The following is a 19,061-nucleotide window of genomic DNA, read 5'->3' as shown; positions in this document are numbered from 1 at the left end:
TTTGATTTATCTATGGGTTTACGCAGAATGGTTTACGCAGACAGGCCGGACGCATATCGATCCAGTGCTCTTCTATATATGCGATACAAGCCGCTCGTGAATCAGGACCGATAACCCGTTCCCAGCCGGCGGGTTGTGTGGCAAAGGTTGGCCAAAGGCTATATTGCTGTTGATTATTTATCAGCACATAAAAAGTAGCTTCGTCATTATCAAAAGGGTTCTTTTGTTCCAGATTCATCGTTGGTTCTCAATTATATTTAGGATTTGAACAATCGGTTTACCGCATCACTTTTCAGCCAGTAACCAACTCAGGCCATCAATTAATCCACCGCGCCAGCACAACGCATCATGCCCACCATTAAACACGCGATAATTCACACGGTGTCCTGCCCCTTGCAGCGCGGCATACATTTGATCATTGACAAAATGGATATCTGCTTCGCGGGAACCCGCTTCCTGAAAGATTTTCAATGATGAGGGGAGCACTTTTTGTTCAAGAACTTGTTGTGTCAGCCAGCCGGATTTATGTTCCGCAGATGACGTAAACTGTCGGACAATTCTGCTATCAGGCCACCAGAAAGAACCCGATTGCGTGAGGACACAGCCAAAGCGTTGCGGCCAATGGAGAGCAGCATAGAGCGCTGCCAGCCCACCGTAGCTCTGTCCTGCGATAACGGTTTGTTCAGGGTCATCACTGAAAGCCGTATGCTGTGCGGCCAGCGGTAATAGTTCATCCTGAATCGCTTGCCAAAAATCAGGGTTACAGGGAAGTTCCTGCTCCCGATGAGACATATCGATAACATCAATCAGAAGCCAGACTGCACCGGGTATCTGCTGTTGTTCAGTCGCCATGTCAATCGCCGGAAAAATTGGCATTTTCTCCAGCCAGGTTAATCCATCCAGTAGAATGATAAGAGGGCGTGGATGCTCTGTTTTTTCCCCTGTTTCTTCTCCTGTAGTGTAAAGCCAGACGCGTCTTTGATTGTTGAGGCGGTCACTATTCCAATGCAAAAGCACAGGTTCATGTTTACCCGGCTGCGTAACAGGATTTGGCTTTATTTCCACGCGTTCCCATACAGTCTGTTCAGTCGCATGAGGCATATGAATTGCCGATAAAGGCAAACCAAGCCCATTACGGTGATGATGTTGGCGGTTCAAAGGATCTGGAATGGATAACGGAAAGAGTGAAATCCACCATTCACGTTGTTGCTGGTTGCGCGGCTTGGGTTCATCAGGCTTGGATTCATCAAAGAAGTCGGGGGACAAATGGGCATCCGTGACCGGTATAAATCGATAACTTCCTCTCCAGTCATCTTCAAGGCTGACTGACCAATACCAGATATCCGTTCCGGGTAACCGTTGTAAACTCTGGGGGTCCGGACGATGGTGATTAGTGATACCATTAATATCAACATAAACTCTGCGCAGGGCTGAATGTTGTTCGTTGCCGTTAGGATCTCGCCAAAAGAATGTTGCCTGAACTTGATGATTTGTTGGAACCTCTATGATGGGCGTTCCCAAAACAGCAATATTTTTCCACCATAATTCACTGCCAACATGGGGCGCAGATAACAAATCATCTGCCGTACCTGATGGCTGAAATACTAACTTCATCCCCTTATCCCTCTCAAAAAGATCCGCTCACACGATTCGTTCATACGATTCGTTCATACGATTCGTTCATACGATTCGTTCATGAATAGCATTCATGCCTGATACATCGGAGCCAATAACACTCACAAAGGAAAAAATCACCGCCACGAGAATGATATTGATAACAATTTTCATTTGCAATATCATTCGTGTTATTTATTGGTTGTAGCGACTGACTGGCAGAATTCATGGAGCAACATCAGGGGTAATGTGGCAGGAGACCCCACAATTCCGCTTGGTCATAATGGGATAATTTCAATTAATTAATTGATTTTTAATATTTATTTTCAAATAAGTCTATTTTGAGAGATGAAATCCATGGTACTGCTTATCAAGAATCAAACGGTAAAAACTGCAATAAAAATAAAGGAAAAACATAACTATAATAAGTTACCCTTAATATTGACCTCCACTTTGCTGTTATCCCCTTATGCTGTAGCAAACCATGGAACTGTCAGCGATAAAGAAGACATCATCACCGTCACAAGCACCAATCAAAGCAACTCAGTAAAACATTTTGTAGAATCAGACAGCGCCGCTGGCACCAAAAGCTCCACCCCCCTTATTAAAACTCCCCAATCAATCAGCGTCGTCAACCGCACACAGATGGAAGCACAAGGTGCGATGACAGTGGCTGACGCCCTGAATTATTCAAGCGGTGTTGTGACTAATTACCGGGGTTCTTCCAACCGCAACGACGAAGTGATTACCCGTGGCTTCCGTTATGCCCCTAAATTCCTCGATGGATTGAGTTATGGTACGAACAGTTCAAGCGGCACTGTTGGTCAGATCGATCCTTGGCTATTAGAACGTGTGGAGTTGGTGCACGGGCCGGCATCCGTGCTGTATGGTCAGGTCAGCCCTGGTGGATTGGTTAATATGACCAGCAAAAGACCAACTGCCCAGCCCATCCATAAAGTACAGATGAAAGCAGGCAATCAGAGTCTTGGGGAAATAGCGTTTGATTTCGGTGGCGCGTTGAGTGATGACATGTCCGTTCTCTATCGTTTGAATGGTATTCTCAGCACCCAAAAACAATTCGTTAAAGATAATAAAAAAGAACGGGTTGCCATCGCGCCGGCACTGACATGGATACCCAACAATAATACGACCTTTACGTTACTGACCAGCTATCAGTACGACCCCAAAGCGGGATACCGTAATTTCTACCCTAAAATCGGCACAGTCACTCCTGCTCCTAATGCCGGTTATATCCCCTACGATATGAATCTCAGTGATCCTTCTTTTAATCAGGCCCGGCGGGAACAGCTCTCTATCGGCTACATTCTTGAGCATGACATCAATGATGTCTTCTCTTTCCAGCAAAACCTGCGTTATTTAAAATCAGAAGAACGGCATAAATATCTCGTTTATGCATCAGACATCACACCTACCACCATTAAACGCTTCCCACAGCGTGAACATAACGAGTCTCAAGGAATAAGCATGGATAACCAACTGAAAGCGCTTTTTTCAGTGGGTAACATTGAACATAACGTTATCAGTGGGATCGATTATAAATGGGTAAGTAGCCACAATAAATTCTGGCGTGACAGGGATGAAAAGAGAAAACACGATTTTGATTGGTCAAACCCGGTTTGGAGTATTCCTGTCGATGAAAAAGGGCTGTCCCTCAACCTAGATGACAAAAAGAAACTCCACCAGTTAGGTGTTTACTTGCAGGATCAACTGAGTTGGGAAAACTGGAATTTAGTCTTGTCAGGGCGTTATGACTGGACTGAAATCAAGCAACAAAACCTGATCAAAAACACCTCAACAATACAAAAAGACCGTGCTTTTACAGGACGTGCGGGTTTGTTGTATGCCTTTGATAATGGCATTTCACCTTACATCAGTTACAGCACCTCGTTTGAGCCAAATCTGGATCAAGGTAAACCCGGTACTCCGGCTTTCAAACCCACAACCGGTGAACAAACTGAAATCGGTATCAAGTTCCAGCCAAAAGATCACAATACCCTGTTAACACTTTCTCTGTTCGATATCACCCAGAAAAACGTGACCAGCCGTAACCCAGTCACTCGTTTTAGCGAGCAAATTGGCAAAATTGGCTCAAAAGGGGCAGAAGCTGAAATTCGCTCTCAAATCACACCAGAAATCAAGCTGACAGCAAGCTATACCTATACAGATACCAAAACCAAAGATGATCACAATACTTCACGTATCGGCAAAAGAGTCCCTTCAATTCCTGAACATGCGGCTTCTGCATGGGGAAGTTATACTTTCACACAAACTGCGCTGAAAGGATTTACATTAGGAGCAGGCGTGCGTTATACCGGCTCTACGTCCGGTGATTATACAGAAACCTTCCACGTCAAGCCTTATACCCTCTATGACCTCATGGCGAAATACGATCTTGGTGAAACTGCCCCTCAGTTAAAAGGCGCGAGTGTACAACTGAATGTGAACAATCTGACCAACAAACGTTACGTCGCTTCGTGCACGAACGCAGGAGCCTGCTTCTATGGCAGCGGGCGCAGCATTTTTGCCACTGTGGAATATAGTTGGTAAAGCAAAACGCACTTACTTCAGTGGCAAAAAAGCCGCCATCGCAAAAACAATGTGATGACTCAGCTTTTCTGCCATTGGAAAAGATATAAAAAAATAATTAATAGGGAAACATCGTGCTTAAGGTAACTGCTGAATATCCCACATCCCAACAATTGGATTTTAATTGTGATGATTTTATGTTTCTGTCCTCAAATAAGAGCCTGCATGCACAAGGATGTTTTACCAAAATAACAACACCGGCTAATCATCATGATGATATTGATAATCCATTACAGGGTCATCTCTCTCAATTATTCCGTCAGGCTGAACTTGCAGGAATTAAAAATCCCATTGCAGTAGGCGCTATTCCTTTTGATAAAAAACAACCTTCTGCTCTCTATATTCCTTATGAATATCGTTGGCTTGAACGGAACACTTTACGTTTTTCCACCCCGTTATCTACACCACAATTGCCATTACAGCAGGGCCATTTATGGCCCGAAAAAGCAGAATTTTGTCAGCTGGTTTCTCAAGCTCTTGATGCCATAGATCATGACCGGCTTGATAAGGTTGTCCTTTCACGTTTGCTTGACCTTGAATTTGAGCAGAAACCTGATTCTATCCGGCTATTTATGCAGCTTAATGCCCAGAATCCCTATAGCTATAATTTCCATCTTCCATTGGGTAACAAGACGCTCATTGGTGCCAGCCCGGAACTTCTGCTACGCAAACAGGGTAATGCCATTATTTCTCAACCGTTGGCGGGTTCGTCACGCAGAAGCCACAATATCGCAGAAGATAATGCCTTACGGCAATCGTTACTGTATTCGGCTAAAGATCGCCATGAACACCAATTAGTGATTAATGCAATACGAGCCGCACTCACTGAACACTGTACTGAACTGGTGATCCCTGATTCACCTTCAATATTCAGTACCCCGTTACTCTGGCATCTCGCAACAGAAATACGCAGTGAATTACGCAACAAACACATTGATGCCCTCTCCGTTGCCTGCTTACTCCATCCGACACCGGCACTTTGTGGCTCACCAAGAAAGCAAGCCTACGAGCTTATTGCCCAACTCGAACCCTTCGAACGCAACTATTTCGGTGGCATAGTCGGTTGGTGTGACGCCAGAGGCAATGGTGAGTGGGTGGTTGCCATTCGCTGTGGTGAGTTATTCGAAAATTATATTCGGCTCTTTGCAGGAGCAGGCATTGTTGCTGATTCGCAACCCGATGCCGAATGGCAGGAAACGGGGGTGAAACTCGGCACTATGCTACAGGCTATGGGATTATCTGCCAGTAAGGAACATGTGTTATGAATATTGAGTTCAATCGCTGGCCTGAAGAATTGTCACAACATTATCGCCAACGTGGCTACTGGGTTGATCTTCCCCTTGATGACATACTCAGTCGTCAGGCCGATAACGAAAATATCGCGCTGATTTGCGCAGATCGGCAATATGGTTACAGCCAATATAGCTATCATCAACTCAATCAACTATCAGATAATTTAGCTGCCGCCCTCAAGTGCCGTGGTGTCCAACGGGGCCAAACCGCATTAGTGCAATTGGGGAACATTGCGGAATTTTATATCACCTTTTTTGCCCTGCTGCGTTTGGGCATAGTGCCGGTCAATGCCCTGTTTAACCATCAGCGCAGTGAATTACTGGCTTATGCCGAACAGATCAAACCAGCACTTCTGATCGCCGATCGCAATCATTCACTGTTTTTTGATAATACTTTTATTCATGAACTGCGCACCCGTTATCCTTCACTGACAAATGTATTCCTGCGAGGAGATAACGCTAGCCCGATAGATTTAACAGCACTGATTAGTGAAGAAGCAGACAATTTTACCGCAACGCCGACTCCGGCAGATGAAGTCGCTTTCTTCCAGCTATCGGGTGGCAGTACCGGCATTCCAAAACTGATCCCTCGCACTCACAACGATTACTACTACAGTATTCGCGCCAGCGTTGATATCTGCCATTTCAATGCCCAAACACGTTATTTATGCGCCCTTCCTGCCGCCCATAATTACCCGATGAGTTCGCCGGGAGCATTAGGGGTTTTTTATGCGGGAGGTCAGGTGATTATGGCCAATGATCCCAGTCCATCAAGTTGCTTTCCGTTGGTTGAACAATCTCAGGTTAATGTGGCTGCTTTAGTACCTCCTGCGGTAAGCCTGTGGCTGGAAGCAATCGCACTGACAGGGGATAAATCACCACTTGAAAGCTTGAGATTATTACAGGTGGGAGGCGCTCGTCTGGGTGAAGCACTGGCACAGCGAGTTCCCTCAGAACTGGGTTGCCAATTGCAACAGGTCTTCGGCATGTCCGAAGGATTGGTTAACTACACACGTCTGGATGATGACGAACACACTATTTTCACCACTCAAGGCCGTCCGATCAGTGATGATGATGAGGTATGGGTATCTGACCGTTCAGGGAATCCTCTTCCTCCCGGCGTTCCCGGTCTGCTGATGACACGCGGGCCATATACTTTCCGTGGATACTATCAAAGTCATCAATATAACAGCCAAGTCTTTGATGAAAATGGATTTTACTGTTCAGGTGATATCGTTATTCAAACAGAGCAAGGTTATCTGAAAGTCGTAGGCAGGGAAAAAGATCAAATTAACCGTGGCGGCGAAAAGATTGCAGCAGAGGAAATTGAAAATTTACTGTTACGCCATCCCCTCGTGCTGCATGCCGCTTTGATCGCCATCCCTGATTCACTGATGGGTGAAAAAAGTTGCGCCTATGTCGTTACCCGTGAAGAGGTCAAGTCCGCCCTATTGCGCCGTTTTTTACGCGAGCAAGGCATCGCTGATTACAAACTTCCTGACCGCTTTGAAAATGTTCCATCCCTGCCTATGACGCCTGTCGGAAAAATCGATAAACAGAAATTACGCCAAATCGCACACAGCACGTTGAACCATGTAGCACCTTAACGTATCACAGAGGTACAAAATGAGTATTCCAACACTGAATGATTATCTTCTTCCCACAACTCAAGAATTACCAAGCAATAAAGTGAATTGGCCACTTGATGGCAAGCGTGCCGCGCTACTTATCCATGATATGCAAAATTATTTCCTCAATTTCTGGCAGGCTGACAGTCTGCTGGTGAAGCAGGTTATCAATAATATCGTGCAGCTAAAAAGTATGTGCAAGAAACAGGGAATTCCCGTTTTTTACACAGCCCAACCCAATCATCAGAGCGATGCAGAACGTGGATTACTGAATGATATGTGGGGAGCTGGATTAAATCAGCATCCAGAGCAGCAAAGTATCACTGACGCATTGACGCCTGAAAGCGATGATATCGTGTTAACAAAATGGCGTTACAGCGCCTTTCAACGATCTGATTTTGAGCAACAATTGAAAGAAATGGGTCGTGACCAATTAATCATCAGTGGGATTTATGCTCATATTGGTTGCATGACAACAGCGACAGATGCCTTTATGCGTGATATCCAGCCTTTTTTTGTCGCTGATGCACTGGCAGATTTCAGCCACGATGAACACATCATGGCATTACGTTATGTTGCTGGCCGCAGTGGTCGTGTACTGACGACAGAAACACTGCTCAGTGAGATATCCCCGCAACCTGAATGGACTCGCGGACGCCTCCGCACTGAGATTTTGCCGCTGTTGGATGATGATTGTGGTGATATTGATGATCATGAAAACATGCTGGATTACGGCCTCGATTCTGTAAAAATCATGTCGCTGGTCGCTCGCTGGAACCATGAAAATCATAATATTAATTTTATCTCACTCATGAAAACCCCAACGCTGGCAAACTGGCTCTCCCTGCTGACTGAGAGAGAAGAATCCAGACAATGAACATGACTTTCGATTTCAGCGGTAAGCAGGTTTGGGTGACGGGAGCAGGACGCGGCATCGGTTATCACATTGCAAGCCGGTTCAGTCAGGTCGGAGCGAAAGTTATCGGATTGGATCTGGCATTTCCCGATTCTGACCTTCCTTTCACCGCCTATCAGTTAGATGTCAGTGATCCTGTCGCTGTCAGCCAGCTCTGCCGTAAATTGCTCAAGGCGGAGCCTCACCTGGATATATTAGTCAATGGTGCCGGCATTCTACGGACAGGGAGCACAGAAACGCTAAGTTGGGAAGATTGGCAACAATGTTTCAACGTCAATGCCGGTGGCGCTTTTAACCTCTTTCAAGCCGTGATCCCCCAATTTCAACGGCAACGCAGTGGAAACATCGTTTCTGTCTGCTCTAACGCTGCCCATGTTCCACGGATTGGAATGTCAGCTTACGGTGCGTCCAAAGCCGCGATGCGCAGCTTGTGCCAAAGTGTCGGGCTTGAATTGGCACCTTACGGTGTGCGTTGTAACCTGGTTTCTCCCGGCTCTACGGATACACCCATGCTACAAAGTATGTGGCAAAATGATCTACAACAAGGCGCTGTATTCAGGCGAAACATCGTTAAAGGTTTTCCTGACACATTTAAGTTAGGTATTCCTTTGAAAAAGATTGCTTTGCCGGAAGAAATTGCGGACACCGTTCTTTTTCTTGCATCAGATCTCGCCAGCCATATTACGATGCAGGATATTGTGGTTGATGGTGGGGCAACTTTGGGTAGCTGAGTAAAAATGCAGGCCACTGGCTCTATAACTAATCACAGAGCCAGCAAGCGCTTTTGCACCGCAATAATATCTTTATGAACAGCGATAAAAACTTATCTATGCCTGAATGAAGGTCTGACAACGATATCTATTTCATAGCTTTCACACTCTTGATCTATACTACTGCCCCTTTTGTAACATATAAAAACACCATGGAACGCTTTCTCGAAAACACTATGTATGCCTCGCGCTGGCTGCTTGCACCGGTCTATTTCGGTTTATCATTCGCGCTATTTGCTCTTGCGATTAAATTCTTTCAGGAAATTACGCACATCCTGCCGAATATATTTTCGGCTGCAGAGTCAGATCTGATCCTGACACTGCTTTCTCTGATTGATATGGCCTTGGTGGGTGGGTTATTGGTGATGGTGATGTTTTCAGGTTATGAAAATTTTGTCTCAAGCCTGGATATCCACGAAAGCAAAGAGAAGCTGAGCTGGTTGGGGAAAATGGACGCAACCTCACTCAAAAATAAAGTTGCTGCCTCAATTGTCGCTATTTCCTCCATTCACCTGCTGCGCATTTTTATGGATGCCAAAAATGTGCCGGACAATAAACTAATGTGGTATGTCATTATCCACCTTACCTTTGTTTTGTCCGCCTTTGTGATGGGATATCTTGATAAACTCACCCGCCACAACCACTAAATAACCCACCAAACCAATAATCCACCCCCTGATGCCAGTTGAATTCAACCGGCTGGCATTACGGGACTCGCCGTTTTGGTAAATCGCTGTGCAGGGTTTCTTTCATGAGCATCTCAATGAACCCGTCCACAACCATTTCGACTACTTCACTTCTGGTTGTCTCAAGCCGATTAGCCAGACCATCAATTTTTCTGATAACAGACATTCTCAAAGAAAGAGAAATAGGTTTTTTCTTCTCTTTATCAAGGAAAACATGGCTGGTGGACTCTTCGGCTTTCAGGCTGAGATGCTGCGCGAGCAGCTCTTCAATCCTTTTCACGTCTTTCTTGGTCAACGCTCCACTATCAACTAATTGATAGGTATTCCCTATTTTGCTAAAACGAATATCAGCACAGTAAAGATCCCTCAATTCCCGCAATGCACGTGTTAATGTCGGCTCAGAACAACTAAGCTCGTTAATGATCCTAACCTTACTAACCGGTTTGCCATGTGAAAGTAATAAAGTTAACTTGAAATTTCTAAATTGTTTGGGACTGAGCAGCATCTTTTTAATTACCAAGTTAGGGATAACGAAACCCCCTACTGTTAACCACGGGAATAACTTCCAGCATAGCCTCTATCACAGGTAAATCAATATCAAAACAGATTAAAAGCCTTAGCCTTCTTTTCTCCGGTTGCAGGCTTTATGCTGTCTCAGGCTCGATACCGTAATGTTCTGCCCGCTCAAGAATATTGACCGCCCACCGTTGATGAGTAGCAGGTTCACACATCACCCCCTGAGATTTAAAGACAGCTTGGTTTGAGGTAAGAATATTCAATGCATCAGTATAATCATGGGAACTGACCCTCAACGCCCGCTGAATACAGTCAATCTGCTTTGGATGTATGGCTGTTTTTCCCACCAAACCGTGAACAATATCCAATGCCAATTCTTTCTCAAGGAGTTCCAAATCGTCAATGTGCTCACAAACCGGGGCTGTCAGTGCAAACCCCCGCGCCGCAAAAACGGCAACAAGCATTTTAATGACATATCCCATAGGCCCATCATAAAGCGTGAAATCACGGGGGCGTCGTAAGGACATCATATTCATCAGATCGTTGCCGCCAATACGCAGGGCAATGATGCGTTCTTTGCAAGGATGATTTTTGAGAACGTCAGCAAGCTGATTCATTTTCTGGATATCAAAGACTTCTTCAGTCTCCAGTGTCGGCATAATGCAAAGATGCGTTGAACGAATAATATCCCACCAATCGGGCAACGAAGCGTGGGTAAATTTGGGCAAAACCAGCCCATCAATGATATTGAGGTTAATGCTGGCGATCAGGTGTTTCGCCATTGTCTTGTTGCGCGGACGGATAAAAATCAGAGGGCGATGTTGTTTCTTGCCGGAAAAAAATGTACCGGAAGAAGCCATATCAGATCCTGTCAATGTTTGCAGAACACGGCTGAGGTTCTCAACAGCCGCAGGGATATCCTGCTCACTGACTGCATCTTCCAGACAAATCACCAGAGAGCGCAATCCAATAATTTTGTTTTGTAACACAATTTCTGCAATATCCTGACGAGTGGCAGGCATATACAGCGTCGCGCCAAGTTGGTATGGAGAAGGGATCAGTTTCATTACGCAACCTTTTTAATGATAGTAACGGCGCGATACTGACCTACCTGATCACCCACTTCCGTAATAACAACATTTTTCTGGCGTGCCAGATGAACCAATAGCGCAACATCAGGATCATCCTGGGAACGTACAAGTACATGTTCTGGTACGCGCCGCAATACTGCGCGGGTTGCTTCAGCAATACCGGGTTTGATGCGATTGATGCTGTCAATCTGGTATTTTTCAGCAAGGCCAGCAATCACCGCTTTGCTCAATTGCAATAAAGGCGTTTTTTCCTGCGGAAGCCAAACAGCCTCTGATATCGCATCCAAATTTAATTGATCACGGCAATCAGCCACAGTGTCCACCAGCAAGCGACTGCAATCAAACTCTGTCAGGTGATCACACTGTACACAGCCGTGCGCTCCACCTTCACGCCAAATAGAGCGTGATATCAACCCTGATACCGGTGCTCCCATAATGCCGAAAGGAATCAACCAATCATCGTCACTTGCCGCCAACCACGAACAACCACAGGGATCAGCCAGTACCACCAAGCGAGGAATACCCGAATAACCCACCCGCCCTGCCAGTGATCGCGTCAGTTCTGTGGTAATCGCCCCTTTGCCAGTCCAGCCATCGACAAACACCAAACCATCCGTGCCATGTTGCTGTTCAATATACGATAGTGCAGTCCTGTCAATGCCCCGATCCCGAATGATACTGATACCATAATGATAAGAATGCTTACCCATTTTCCTGAGTGCCTGATGCAGCATTACCCCCAAAGGAACACCAGCCCTGACTAAACTGACCAGCACAATCGGCGTATCCCCAAAGCGCGATACCAGTGCTTTAGCAAGCATCACCACTTCCGTTGCCAGCCGAACGGCCCCCTGCTCAAGGGCTTTATCAAACAGCTCAAGGTGATAAGGGGTTGGCTCCGGTTCCTGACTCAACATATCCGAATAATGGCGGGCACCAGATTGAATCAACTGTTCCTTAACATCGACAGGTGTCATCTCCATTTGGATTGGTTTTAGCAAAAATTGAACATCATCAGAGGCATAACTTCCAGAAAAAGGAGGAAAGTTATTCATTTATTTACAGCTCCAAATAAAGCAGTCATTAATGTATCGGCAAACTGGCTTTGCCGGGGCATACCAAACCAATCGCACATGTGCATGAAACGGTAATCGCTCAGACTATCTCCCAAGCCAATGACCGGAAAAACCCCTCTCTCAGCACGAAGCTTTTGCAAAAGGTGACGAGTTGCCAGCCCCTTGTCAACACACTTTGGCAGCAAAGTAAGGTTGTTATTGTTTTGGTGTACATAAAAGTGTTGGTGGAAATAAAAATGATTTTCTTTAACCAGAGTTTCAGCCAGCAGATTAAGCTCATGCAACCTGTCATGATCCCGATGTTTAATGATCAGGAAAACAGGGATATCACCATACTCATAATCAAGGCGTGCCCACGCATCCATACCATAAGACTCAATCAGGTGATGACTCAAACGCTCCAACGCCTGCAATTTTTCCCGATACGGCATTAGCTCCCGCAACATATGTGATTGCCAATGCTCATCAACGACACCCTCTGGGGTGAGAAGCACTGCCCCGTGAGAGGCAATGCACCAGGAATTAAAAGGGATCTGTACACGGCTGAGCTGTTCTGTATTTCTGGCTGTGACGGGAATACACTCTGCATGAGCCAACAGCCAATCAACCAGCATAGATTGCTCTTCCGTCATATAGCTATGAGGAGAACTGTTTCGATCCAAAGCCCCCACGCGAAAAGCTGAACTATCCGACACGCGCTTTATCTTCCTGCGTGACTGAAATAGCGTGTCATCAAGATCGGTCAGCAAGACAGGCTTAATCATAACCAACAATCTCTACAACCGGAGAAACATGGGCAAGCTGTGCCATCAGCGCCTGATCAGCCGACGTTCTCGGTGTTTCAAGGCAGAGCAAGACACGATCAAACTTCTGATGAGCGACGTTATAGAGAAAATTCGGGATGCCAAGCCCGTAATTATCAGTGAAAGCCATCACAGACTGGATAGCATGACCGCAGGAAATAGGAGAGCGGGTTGTTGAGCCAAACATGACCGATGCCCCTTCTTGCTCAAGTCGTTCAGCCAGCAGGAACGGCTGCCAGACAAATTCGCTGGAACCCAATACCAACACTTTCTCATCTGCCCTGACATGAATATCAGTACCAATCTCACATTGGCTTTCATCTAACCCCAGACGCCCCCAATTCTGGCGACCGATAATGCCGACTTCTCCCCGTGCGGTAACATTGACTTGAGGCATAACCGGAACCGGAGCGGATATATCTGCATCCCATTGCCAATGCCCTTCAATCAGGGAAACCGTAGAAACCGGTAATGGGCTGCGTTGTACAACCGCTTTCCCACTCCAGTCTGTCAACGTTACGGTGACAATATGTTCAATATGCTTAAGCCCTGCCTGACGCAACGCCGCCAATAAATTGAGAAAAGTGTTGCCGGTCGTTGCTTCATCATCAATCAAGACCAAAGTACGTGCATCTATCACCCGTTGACGCAACCGGCTTTCTGCTGGCCAATAAATCAGATGATCCGTTGCATGACTGTGGTTTTCCTTAAACTCACACAACAAATCACCATCAACAGGATGGCGTGTCGAAGTCAGAAACACGGGAGCATCTACTTTGCTTTTTGTTTCCTGAAACACGCCGGCAGCAAGCCCGACCGCCGTTTCCGCCATGCCAATATACAAAACTGGGCCAGGAAGATTGGCTGGGAACCGTTCAGACAACTGTCGATAGACCGAACGCATCGTAGATGGACTGACCGGAATATGCCGCCCCAATACTTTGCTGACAAACAAAAATGCTCTTTTGGGATTACGGCGTTCAGCGATATCAAACAGTGTTTCCAGAGATGCAAAATCATGGGTTGCCGTTACCGTCAACGTCCCACTGTTCAACTTTTTTTGGTAAATCTGTTTTTGATAAACTTGTTCCTGATAAATACAGGTGTTACTTAATGCTGTCATGTAATGCCTTTAGAAAAAAATTTCAGATCACTTGGGATGGCTGATAAATGCGGTAACTATTTATCTCATAAATCAAATTATCTTTTCGTAAATCAAATTTCGTTATTTTGACAGAAACAATTGTTAAATTGCCGACAGTCAACTTGGCTATGTGCAGCATCCTTTCTAAATTGGGCGGAATATGCGTCGCAGTCTAGAATTGACAATCACTACATGTCAATCATATTATGATTTTTTATTCCAAAATTTGTTTGACTTTTCCGCATGAAAAAGAAATGATAAAAAATGAAGGCAGATTGTTTCCTATCATGCAGTTAACAACCAGATATACTGTTTATGGGAATCATAATATGACAGATATTGGCTATCTATTTTTCATATTATGATTTTTTAATGCGTGAAATTACCGTAATTCACCGACAAACAGGTATAGAGGTGTCATTAATGGTTTCGTTAAGCAAAAATCAGTCAGTTTCGCTCACCAAACAGAGCGCTTCACTGGCTAAAGTTAATTTTGGTCTGGGATGGGATCCCATAGCCAAGAAAAAAGGCTTTCTGGCGAGTTTATTTGGCAGCAGTGGTGAAATTGATCTGGATGCAAGCTGCATTCTGCTTGATAAATCCGGTAATGCCATCGATACAGTGTGGTTCGGTCAGCTAAAATCAAAATGCGGTTCTATCCTCCACACGGGTGACAACCTGACAGGTGAAGGTGATGGGGATGATGAAGTTATCTGTGTCGATCTGATCAAGTTGCCCGCTAATGTCGAGTATCTTGCTTTTACCGTTAACAGCTTCCGTGGCCAAACCTTCAATGATGTTGAAAATGCCTTCTGCCGTGTCATTGACCAAAACGGCAAAGAGCTGGCTCGCTATCAACTGAATGAGCAAGGCTCCCATACTGGCATTATCATCTCCTCTCTGTGCCGCAACGGCGGTCAATGGGATTTCACTGCACATGGTGTTCCTTGCGTTGGGCGTACCATTGATGCGATGTATCCGCAGATCGTTGAGACGGTGGTAAGCTAATGAATCTGACACCCGGGGGGAATGCCCCCGTTGCCAACCAAACACTCACCGTGCGGGTTTTGTCAGGTTCGGCCGTTGATGTCTCTGCTTTCCGTCTGTATGCCGACGGTAAAGTTAAAGGCGATCCTGATATGGTATTCTACGGTCAGCCCGTCAATAATGACAACACTATTCGCCTGGCTGGTGGCAACATCAATACCTCATTTTTCGTCAACTTGCCCGCATTAGGTCAGGATGTCCAGAAAGTGGCATTCACCGCAACCTGCGACGGCAACCAAACGATTTCCAGCCTGCGTAGCCTTACCATTCGGGTTGAACTGAACAGTAGCGTAATTTTACAGGGTGACGTTGAAATACAAGGGCGTTCGGAAGCTGCCTTGATTCTCGGTGAACTGTATCGTCGTAATGGTGAATGGAAGTTCCGCTTTATTGCCCAAGGCTTTAACGGCGGCCTCAAGCCTCTGGCGGAGCATTTTGGCGTGGATATCGTTGATGATGGCGCATCAACTTCAACACCTGCACCAGCTCCCACAACACCCGCACCGACTAACGTTAATCTGAGCAAGGTTTCTCTGACCAAAGAAAAACCGGCTATCAGCCTGAGTAAACGCGATAATTTCGGTGAAATCCGCGTTAACCTGAACTGGAACCAAACTTCCTCTGCTTCAAAAGGCATATTGCAAGGCATGTTTGGTTCAAACAAAAACATAGACCTTGATCTCGGTGCATTTGTCCGGCTGCAAAATGGCTATAAAGACGTTGTACAGGCATTGGGGAATCGCTTTGGTGATTACCGTTATGAACCTTACGTAGAATTACAGGGCGATGATCGCACCGGTAATGTGGCTGGCGGTGAATGGCTTCATATCAATGGTCTTGAGTGGAAAAACATCAGTGAAGTTTTAATCTACGCCTTTATCTACGAAGGTGCGCCAAGCTGGGATAAAACCGACGGTGTTGTCACGATCTATGTCCCTGACCAACCGCCAATTGAAACTCGTATGACAGAAGGCTACAACCACAAAAACATGTGTGCCATTGCCCGCCTTGTCAACGAAAACGGCTCCATCAAAGTAGAACGTATCAATCAATACTTCAACGGGCATCAAGAGATGGACAGAGCGTTGGGATGGGGCTTTAGCTGGGAATCCGGCAGAAAATAATGCTTTGGTTTTTTAAATAACACAATCACTTATTACATCAGCATTTTATGCAAATGGAGGGACCTATGTCCTTTTTAAACAAAATTAAGTCAGCGTTCAACGCAGGACGTGAAGAACTGACCAACCAAGTTGGCCGCTTCAAGAACAGAAAGTTCATGGAAGGCACGGTGGCAGTATGCGCGCACGTTGCAATGGCGAGCGATGGCGTCAGTTCAGAAGAAAAGCAAAAAATGATCGGATTCATTAAAAGCTCCCCTGAACTGAAAGTTTTCGATACTGCTGAGATTATCGAATTCTTTAACAAACTGGTCAGCAGCTATGAATTTGATGCTGACATTGGTAAAGGGGAAGCCATGAAATTCATCATGGCGCTGAAGCAACAACCGGAAGCGGCACAGCTTGCTTTACGCGTAGGGATCGCAGTCGCCAAAAGTGATGGTGACTTCGACAATAACGAAAAGAATGCTGCCCGTGAAATTTGCACAGCCCTTGGCTTTGCACCGGCTGATTTCGAACTGTAATTGCAGATAATTTAAGAGGCTTATTTCATGGTATCCACGCACATTGGTTTTCCGATGGAAACCGTTGCTGTATTTATTATTCTGTCGGTTGGTGCGCTCTTTATCGACCTCTTTATGCATCGTCATGATAAGCCGATTTCGCTGCGCAGTGCCGCTCTCTGGTCTGTTTTTTGGATAGCGATTGCATTTGTTTTCGCGGGATTCCTGTATGTTCATCACGGAGCAGAAACAGCCAGCCTGTTTGTGACCGGTTACGCACTGGAAAAAGTGCTTTCTGTCGATAATCTGTTTGTCATCATGGCGATTTTCTCCTGGTTCGCTGTCCCAGACCGCTATCGCCATCGTGTCCTGTATTGGGGAATTATTGGCGCTATCGTCTTCCGTGGTATTTTCGTTGCTATCGGAACGAGCCTGTTGGCACTTGGGCCGTGGGTTGAGATAGTGTTTGCCGTCATCGTGGGCTGGACAGCCGTTATGATGCTGAAAAGCGGCGATGATGATGATGAAATCGAAGATTATTCACAGCACCTTGCCTACCGTATGGTGAAGCGTTTCTTCCCGATTTGGCCGAAACTGCGCGGTCATGCTTTTATGCTGAATCAAAAGGAAGTAGATGCGGAACTGGCTAAACCGGAAAATGCCGATGTGAAAGTGGGCCGTACTGGTAAAGCAGCGCTTTACGCTACACCATTGATGCTGTGTTTGGCCGTGGTTGAGCTGTCTGATGTCATGTTTGCCTTTGACTCTGTGCCTGCGGTTATTGCAGTCAGCCGGGAACCTTTAATTGTGTACAGCGCCATGATGTTTGCTATCTTGGGCCTGCGTACGCTCTATTTCGTGCTTGAAGCATTGAAAAAGTATCTGGTGCATTTGGAAAAGGCAGTCATCGTTTTGCTGTTCTTCATCGCCACTAAACTGGGTCTGAACGCCTCTGAGCACATTTTCCACCATGGTTATTCGATTTCGGCAACGACTAGCCTGCTTGTGGTCATCGGGGTACTGACAGCAGGTATTCTTGCCAGCCTGCTATTCCCACAAAAAGAAAGCGCCAGCTAAATCCGGTGAGTTAAAAATCTATCGGGTATAACCAATTAATACAAACGTAAAACGTAATAAATGAGGAAATAATAATGGGTGTATCTCTTTCTAAAGGCGGTAACGTTTCTCTGAGCAAAGAAGCGCCAAGCATGAAAAACGTTCTGATCGGTCTCGGTTGGGATGCTCGTGCAACTGACGGACAAGACTTTGACCTTGACGCATCAGCTTTCCTGCTGACAGCAGACGGTAAAGTACGCGGCGATGCAGATTTCATTTTCTACAACAACCTGAAATCGTCTGATGGCTCCATTATGCACACTGGCGACAACCGTACCGGTGAAGGGGACGGCGATGACGAATCACTGAAAATCAAACTGGATCAAATTCCTGCTGAGGTAGATAAAGTTGTGTTTGTGGTAACTATCCACGATGCACAAACCCGTCGCCAGAGCTTTGGTCAGGTTTCCGGTGCATTCATCCGTCTGGTTAACGATGACACTCAAGTTGAAGTAGCTCGCTATGACCTGACTGAAGATGCTTCTACTGAAACTGCCATGCTGTTCGGTGAACTGTATCGTCACAATACAGAATGGAAATTCCGCGCAGTAGGTCAGGGTTACGCTGGTGGTCTGGCTTCTGTTTGTGCTCAGTACGGCATTAACGCTGCCTAATTTGGGCATTAATTAATATAAAACTTCAGTATAAAGAGTAAAATCGGCATACTGAGATTAAAAGCCCTGCTTGATGATATCGGCAGGGCTTTTTATTTTCTTAATTTCAAACAGTTTATATAACTTCAGATCCTACCCAAATAGGCTCTAAGAATAGAATTCATAAGTTAACATTTAGTACCAAACTGTTAACTCATATAGATTAAACCATAAAAATTCACTTATCAGATACATTATATTTTTAATTTAATACAAAATGGTTTTTCACACTTTCGATAGCGAAATTTTCATATAGGGTGAGTTTTTTAGATAAAATTATAGGAGGGGGTTATAGGATTTTTTGTAATTTTATGGAAGTTAGACATTAAAAATTAACGTTCTTCATCATAGAGTTGAGAAAATATTTTTTGCGTCTTAAAAATGATTGTTAGTTTAAAAGAGAGGAACCCATTGAAGTTAACAGTTTGGTACTAAATGTAACCCTTTTTCTTTTCCCTCTCTGCCTCCAAATTCCATC

The 19,061-nt window shown here is 45.4% G+C and carries 18 protein-coding genes; 11 read left to right on the top strand and 7 right to left on the bottom strand.

The window, feature by feature from the left end; all coding sequences use genetic code 11:
• Window positions 1-10: 10 nt before the first annotated feature.
• Window positions 11-238 carry an MbtH family protein gene (locus AB204_RS13160; RefSeq protein WP_047963825.1) on the bottom strand — a complete coding sequence of 76 codons (228 nt, stop codon included), beginning with the start codon at window positions 236-238 and terminating at the stop codon, window positions 11-13.
• A gap of 47 nt (window positions 239-285) precedes the next feature.
• Entirely contained in the window at window positions 286-1,614 is a 1,329-nt protein-coding gene (fes, locus tag AB204_RS13155; RefSeq protein WP_047963824.1) for an enterochelin esterase, read from the bottom strand.
• Between the two features lie 357 nt (window positions 1,615-1,971).
• On the opposite strand from fes, the gene AB204_RS13150 reads away from it, so the two are divergent.
• The 6 genes from AB204_RS13150 to AB204_RS13125 all read left to right on the top strand — a co-directional run bounded on the left by AB204_RS13150 (window position 1,972) and on the right by AB204_RS13125 (window position 9,474).
• Complete coding sequence (locus AB204_RS13150; RefSeq protein WP_084728578.1) at window positions 1,972-4,182, top strand: TonB-dependent siderophore receptor; 2,211 nt, start codon at window positions 1,972-1,974, stop codon at window positions 4,180-4,182.
• Window positions 4,183-4,292: 110 nt separating this feature from the next.
• Complete coding sequence (locus tag AB204_RS13145) at window positions 4,293-5,486, top strand: isochorismate synthase (RefSeq protein WP_411354717.1); 1,194 nt, start codon at window positions 4,293-4,295, stop codon at window positions 5,484-5,486.
• A complete protein-coding gene (locus AB204_RS13140) occupies window positions 5,483-7,120 on the top strand; it encodes a (2,3-dihydroxybenzoyl)adenylate synthase (protein WP_047963822.1) in 1,638 nt (545 codons plus the stop codon). The genes AB204_RS13145 and AB204_RS13140 overlap by 4 nt, the downstream gene beginning before the upstream one ends.
• Before the next feature lie 19 nt (window positions 7,121-7,139).
• Complete coding sequence (locus AB204_RS13135) at window positions 7,140-8,018, top strand: isochorismatase family protein (protein ID WP_047963821.1); 879 nt, start codon at window positions 7,140-7,142, stop codon at window positions 8,016-8,018.
• Entirely contained in the window at window positions 8,015-8,788 is a 774-nt protein-coding gene (gene dhbA, locus AB204_RS13130) for a 2,3-dihydro-2,3-dihydroxybenzoate dehydrogenase (protein ID WP_047963820.1), read from the top strand. The genes AB204_RS13135 and dhbA overlap by 4 nt, the downstream gene beginning before the upstream one ends.
• Window positions 8,789-8,979: 191 nt before the next feature.
• Complete coding sequence (locus tag AB204_RS13125; RefSeq protein ID WP_047963819.1) at window positions 8,980-9,474, top strand: TIGR00645 family protein; 495 nt, start codon at window positions 8,980-8,982, stop codon at window positions 9,472-9,474.
• Window positions 9,475-9,532: 58 nt separating this feature from the next.
• Here AB204_RS13125 and AB204_RS13120 read toward each other — a convergent pair whose 3' ends face one another.
• The 5 genes from AB204_RS13120 to AB204_RS13100 form a co-directional block, all read right to left on the bottom strand.
• On the bottom strand, window positions 9,533-10,018 hold the full coding sequence (locus AB204_RS13120) for a hypothetical protein (RefSeq protein WP_047963818.1): 486 nt from the start codon (window positions 10,016-10,018) through the stop codon (window positions 9,533-9,535).
• 139 nt (window positions 10,019-10,157) lie between these two features.
• Window positions 10,158-11,096 carry an HpcH/HpaI aldolase/citrate lyase family protein gene (locus AB204_RS13115; RefSeq protein ID WP_047963817.1) on the bottom strand — a complete coding sequence of 313 codons (939 nt, stop codon included), beginning with the start codon at window positions 11,094-11,096 and terminating at the stop codon, window positions 10,158-10,160.
• Window positions 11,096-12,175 (bottom strand): cysteine protease StiP family protein, encoded by a 1,080-nt coding sequence (locus AB204_RS13110; RefSeq protein WP_047963816.1) that lies wholly within the window; start codon window positions 12,173-12,175, stop codon window positions 11,096-11,098. Before AB204_RS13110 ends, AB204_RS13115 begins: the two co-directional genes overlap by 1 nt.
• Complete coding sequence (locus tag AB204_RS13105) at window positions 12,172-12,960, bottom strand: hypothetical protein (RefSeq protein ID WP_047963815.1); 789 nt, start codon at window positions 12,958-12,960, stop codon at window positions 12,172-12,174. Before AB204_RS13105 ends, AB204_RS13110 begins: the two co-directional genes overlap by 4 nt.
• Window positions 12,953-14,122, bottom strand: a complete 1,170-nt coding sequence (locus AB204_RS13100) for a phosphoribosyltransferase domain-containing protein (protein WP_047963814.1) — start codon at window positions 14,120-14,122, stop codon at window positions 12,953-12,955. Before AB204_RS13100 ends, AB204_RS13105 begins: the two co-directional genes overlap by 8 nt.
• A 444-nt stretch (window positions 14,123-14,566) precedes the next feature.
• On the opposite strand from AB204_RS13100, the gene AB204_RS13095 reads away from it, so the two are divergent.
• The 5 genes from AB204_RS13095 to AB204_RS13075 all read left to right on the top strand — a co-directional run bounded on the left by AB204_RS13095 (window position 14,567) and on the right by AB204_RS13075 (window position 18,544).
• Window positions 14,567-15,151 carry a TerD family protein gene (locus AB204_RS13095; RefSeq protein WP_047963813.1) on the top strand — a complete coding sequence of 195 codons (585 nt, stop codon included), beginning with the start codon at window positions 14,567-14,569 and terminating at the stop codon, window positions 15,149-15,151.
• Entirely contained in the window at window positions 15,151-16,314 is a 1,164-nt protein-coding gene (locus AB204_RS13090) for a TerD family protein (protein WP_047963812.1), read from the top strand. The genes AB204_RS13095 and AB204_RS13090 overlap by 1 nt, the downstream gene beginning before the upstream one ends.
• 65 nt (window positions 16,315-16,379) lie before the next feature.
• Complete coding sequence (locus tag AB204_RS13085) at window positions 16,380-16,835, top strand: tellurite resistance TerB family protein (protein WP_047963811.1); 456 nt, start codon at window positions 16,380-16,382, stop codon at window positions 16,833-16,835.
• Between the two features lie 27 nt (window positions 16,836-16,862).
• Window positions 16,863-17,891, top strand: a complete 1,029-nt coding sequence (locus AB204_RS13080) for a TerC/Alx family metal homeostasis membrane protein (RefSeq protein WP_047963810.1) — start codon at window positions 16,863-16,865, stop codon at window positions 17,889-17,891.
• A gap of 74 nt (window positions 17,892-17,965) precedes the next feature.
• Window positions 17,966-18,544, top strand: coding sequence for a TerD family protein (locus AB204_RS13075; protein ID WP_047963809.1), 579 nt, complete (start codon window positions 17,966-17,968; stop codon window positions 18,542-18,544).
• Window positions 18,545-19,061: the final 517 nt, after the last annotated feature.

Source organism: Xenorhabdus khoisanae, assembly GCF_001037465.1.
GTDB lineage: Bacteria > Pseudomonadota > Gammaproteobacteria > Enterobacterales > Enterobacteriaceae > Xenorhabdus > Xenorhabdus khoisanae.
Note: the sequence above shows the minus strand (reverse complement) of the source record. Positions and strands in the feature narration are given on the sequence as shown.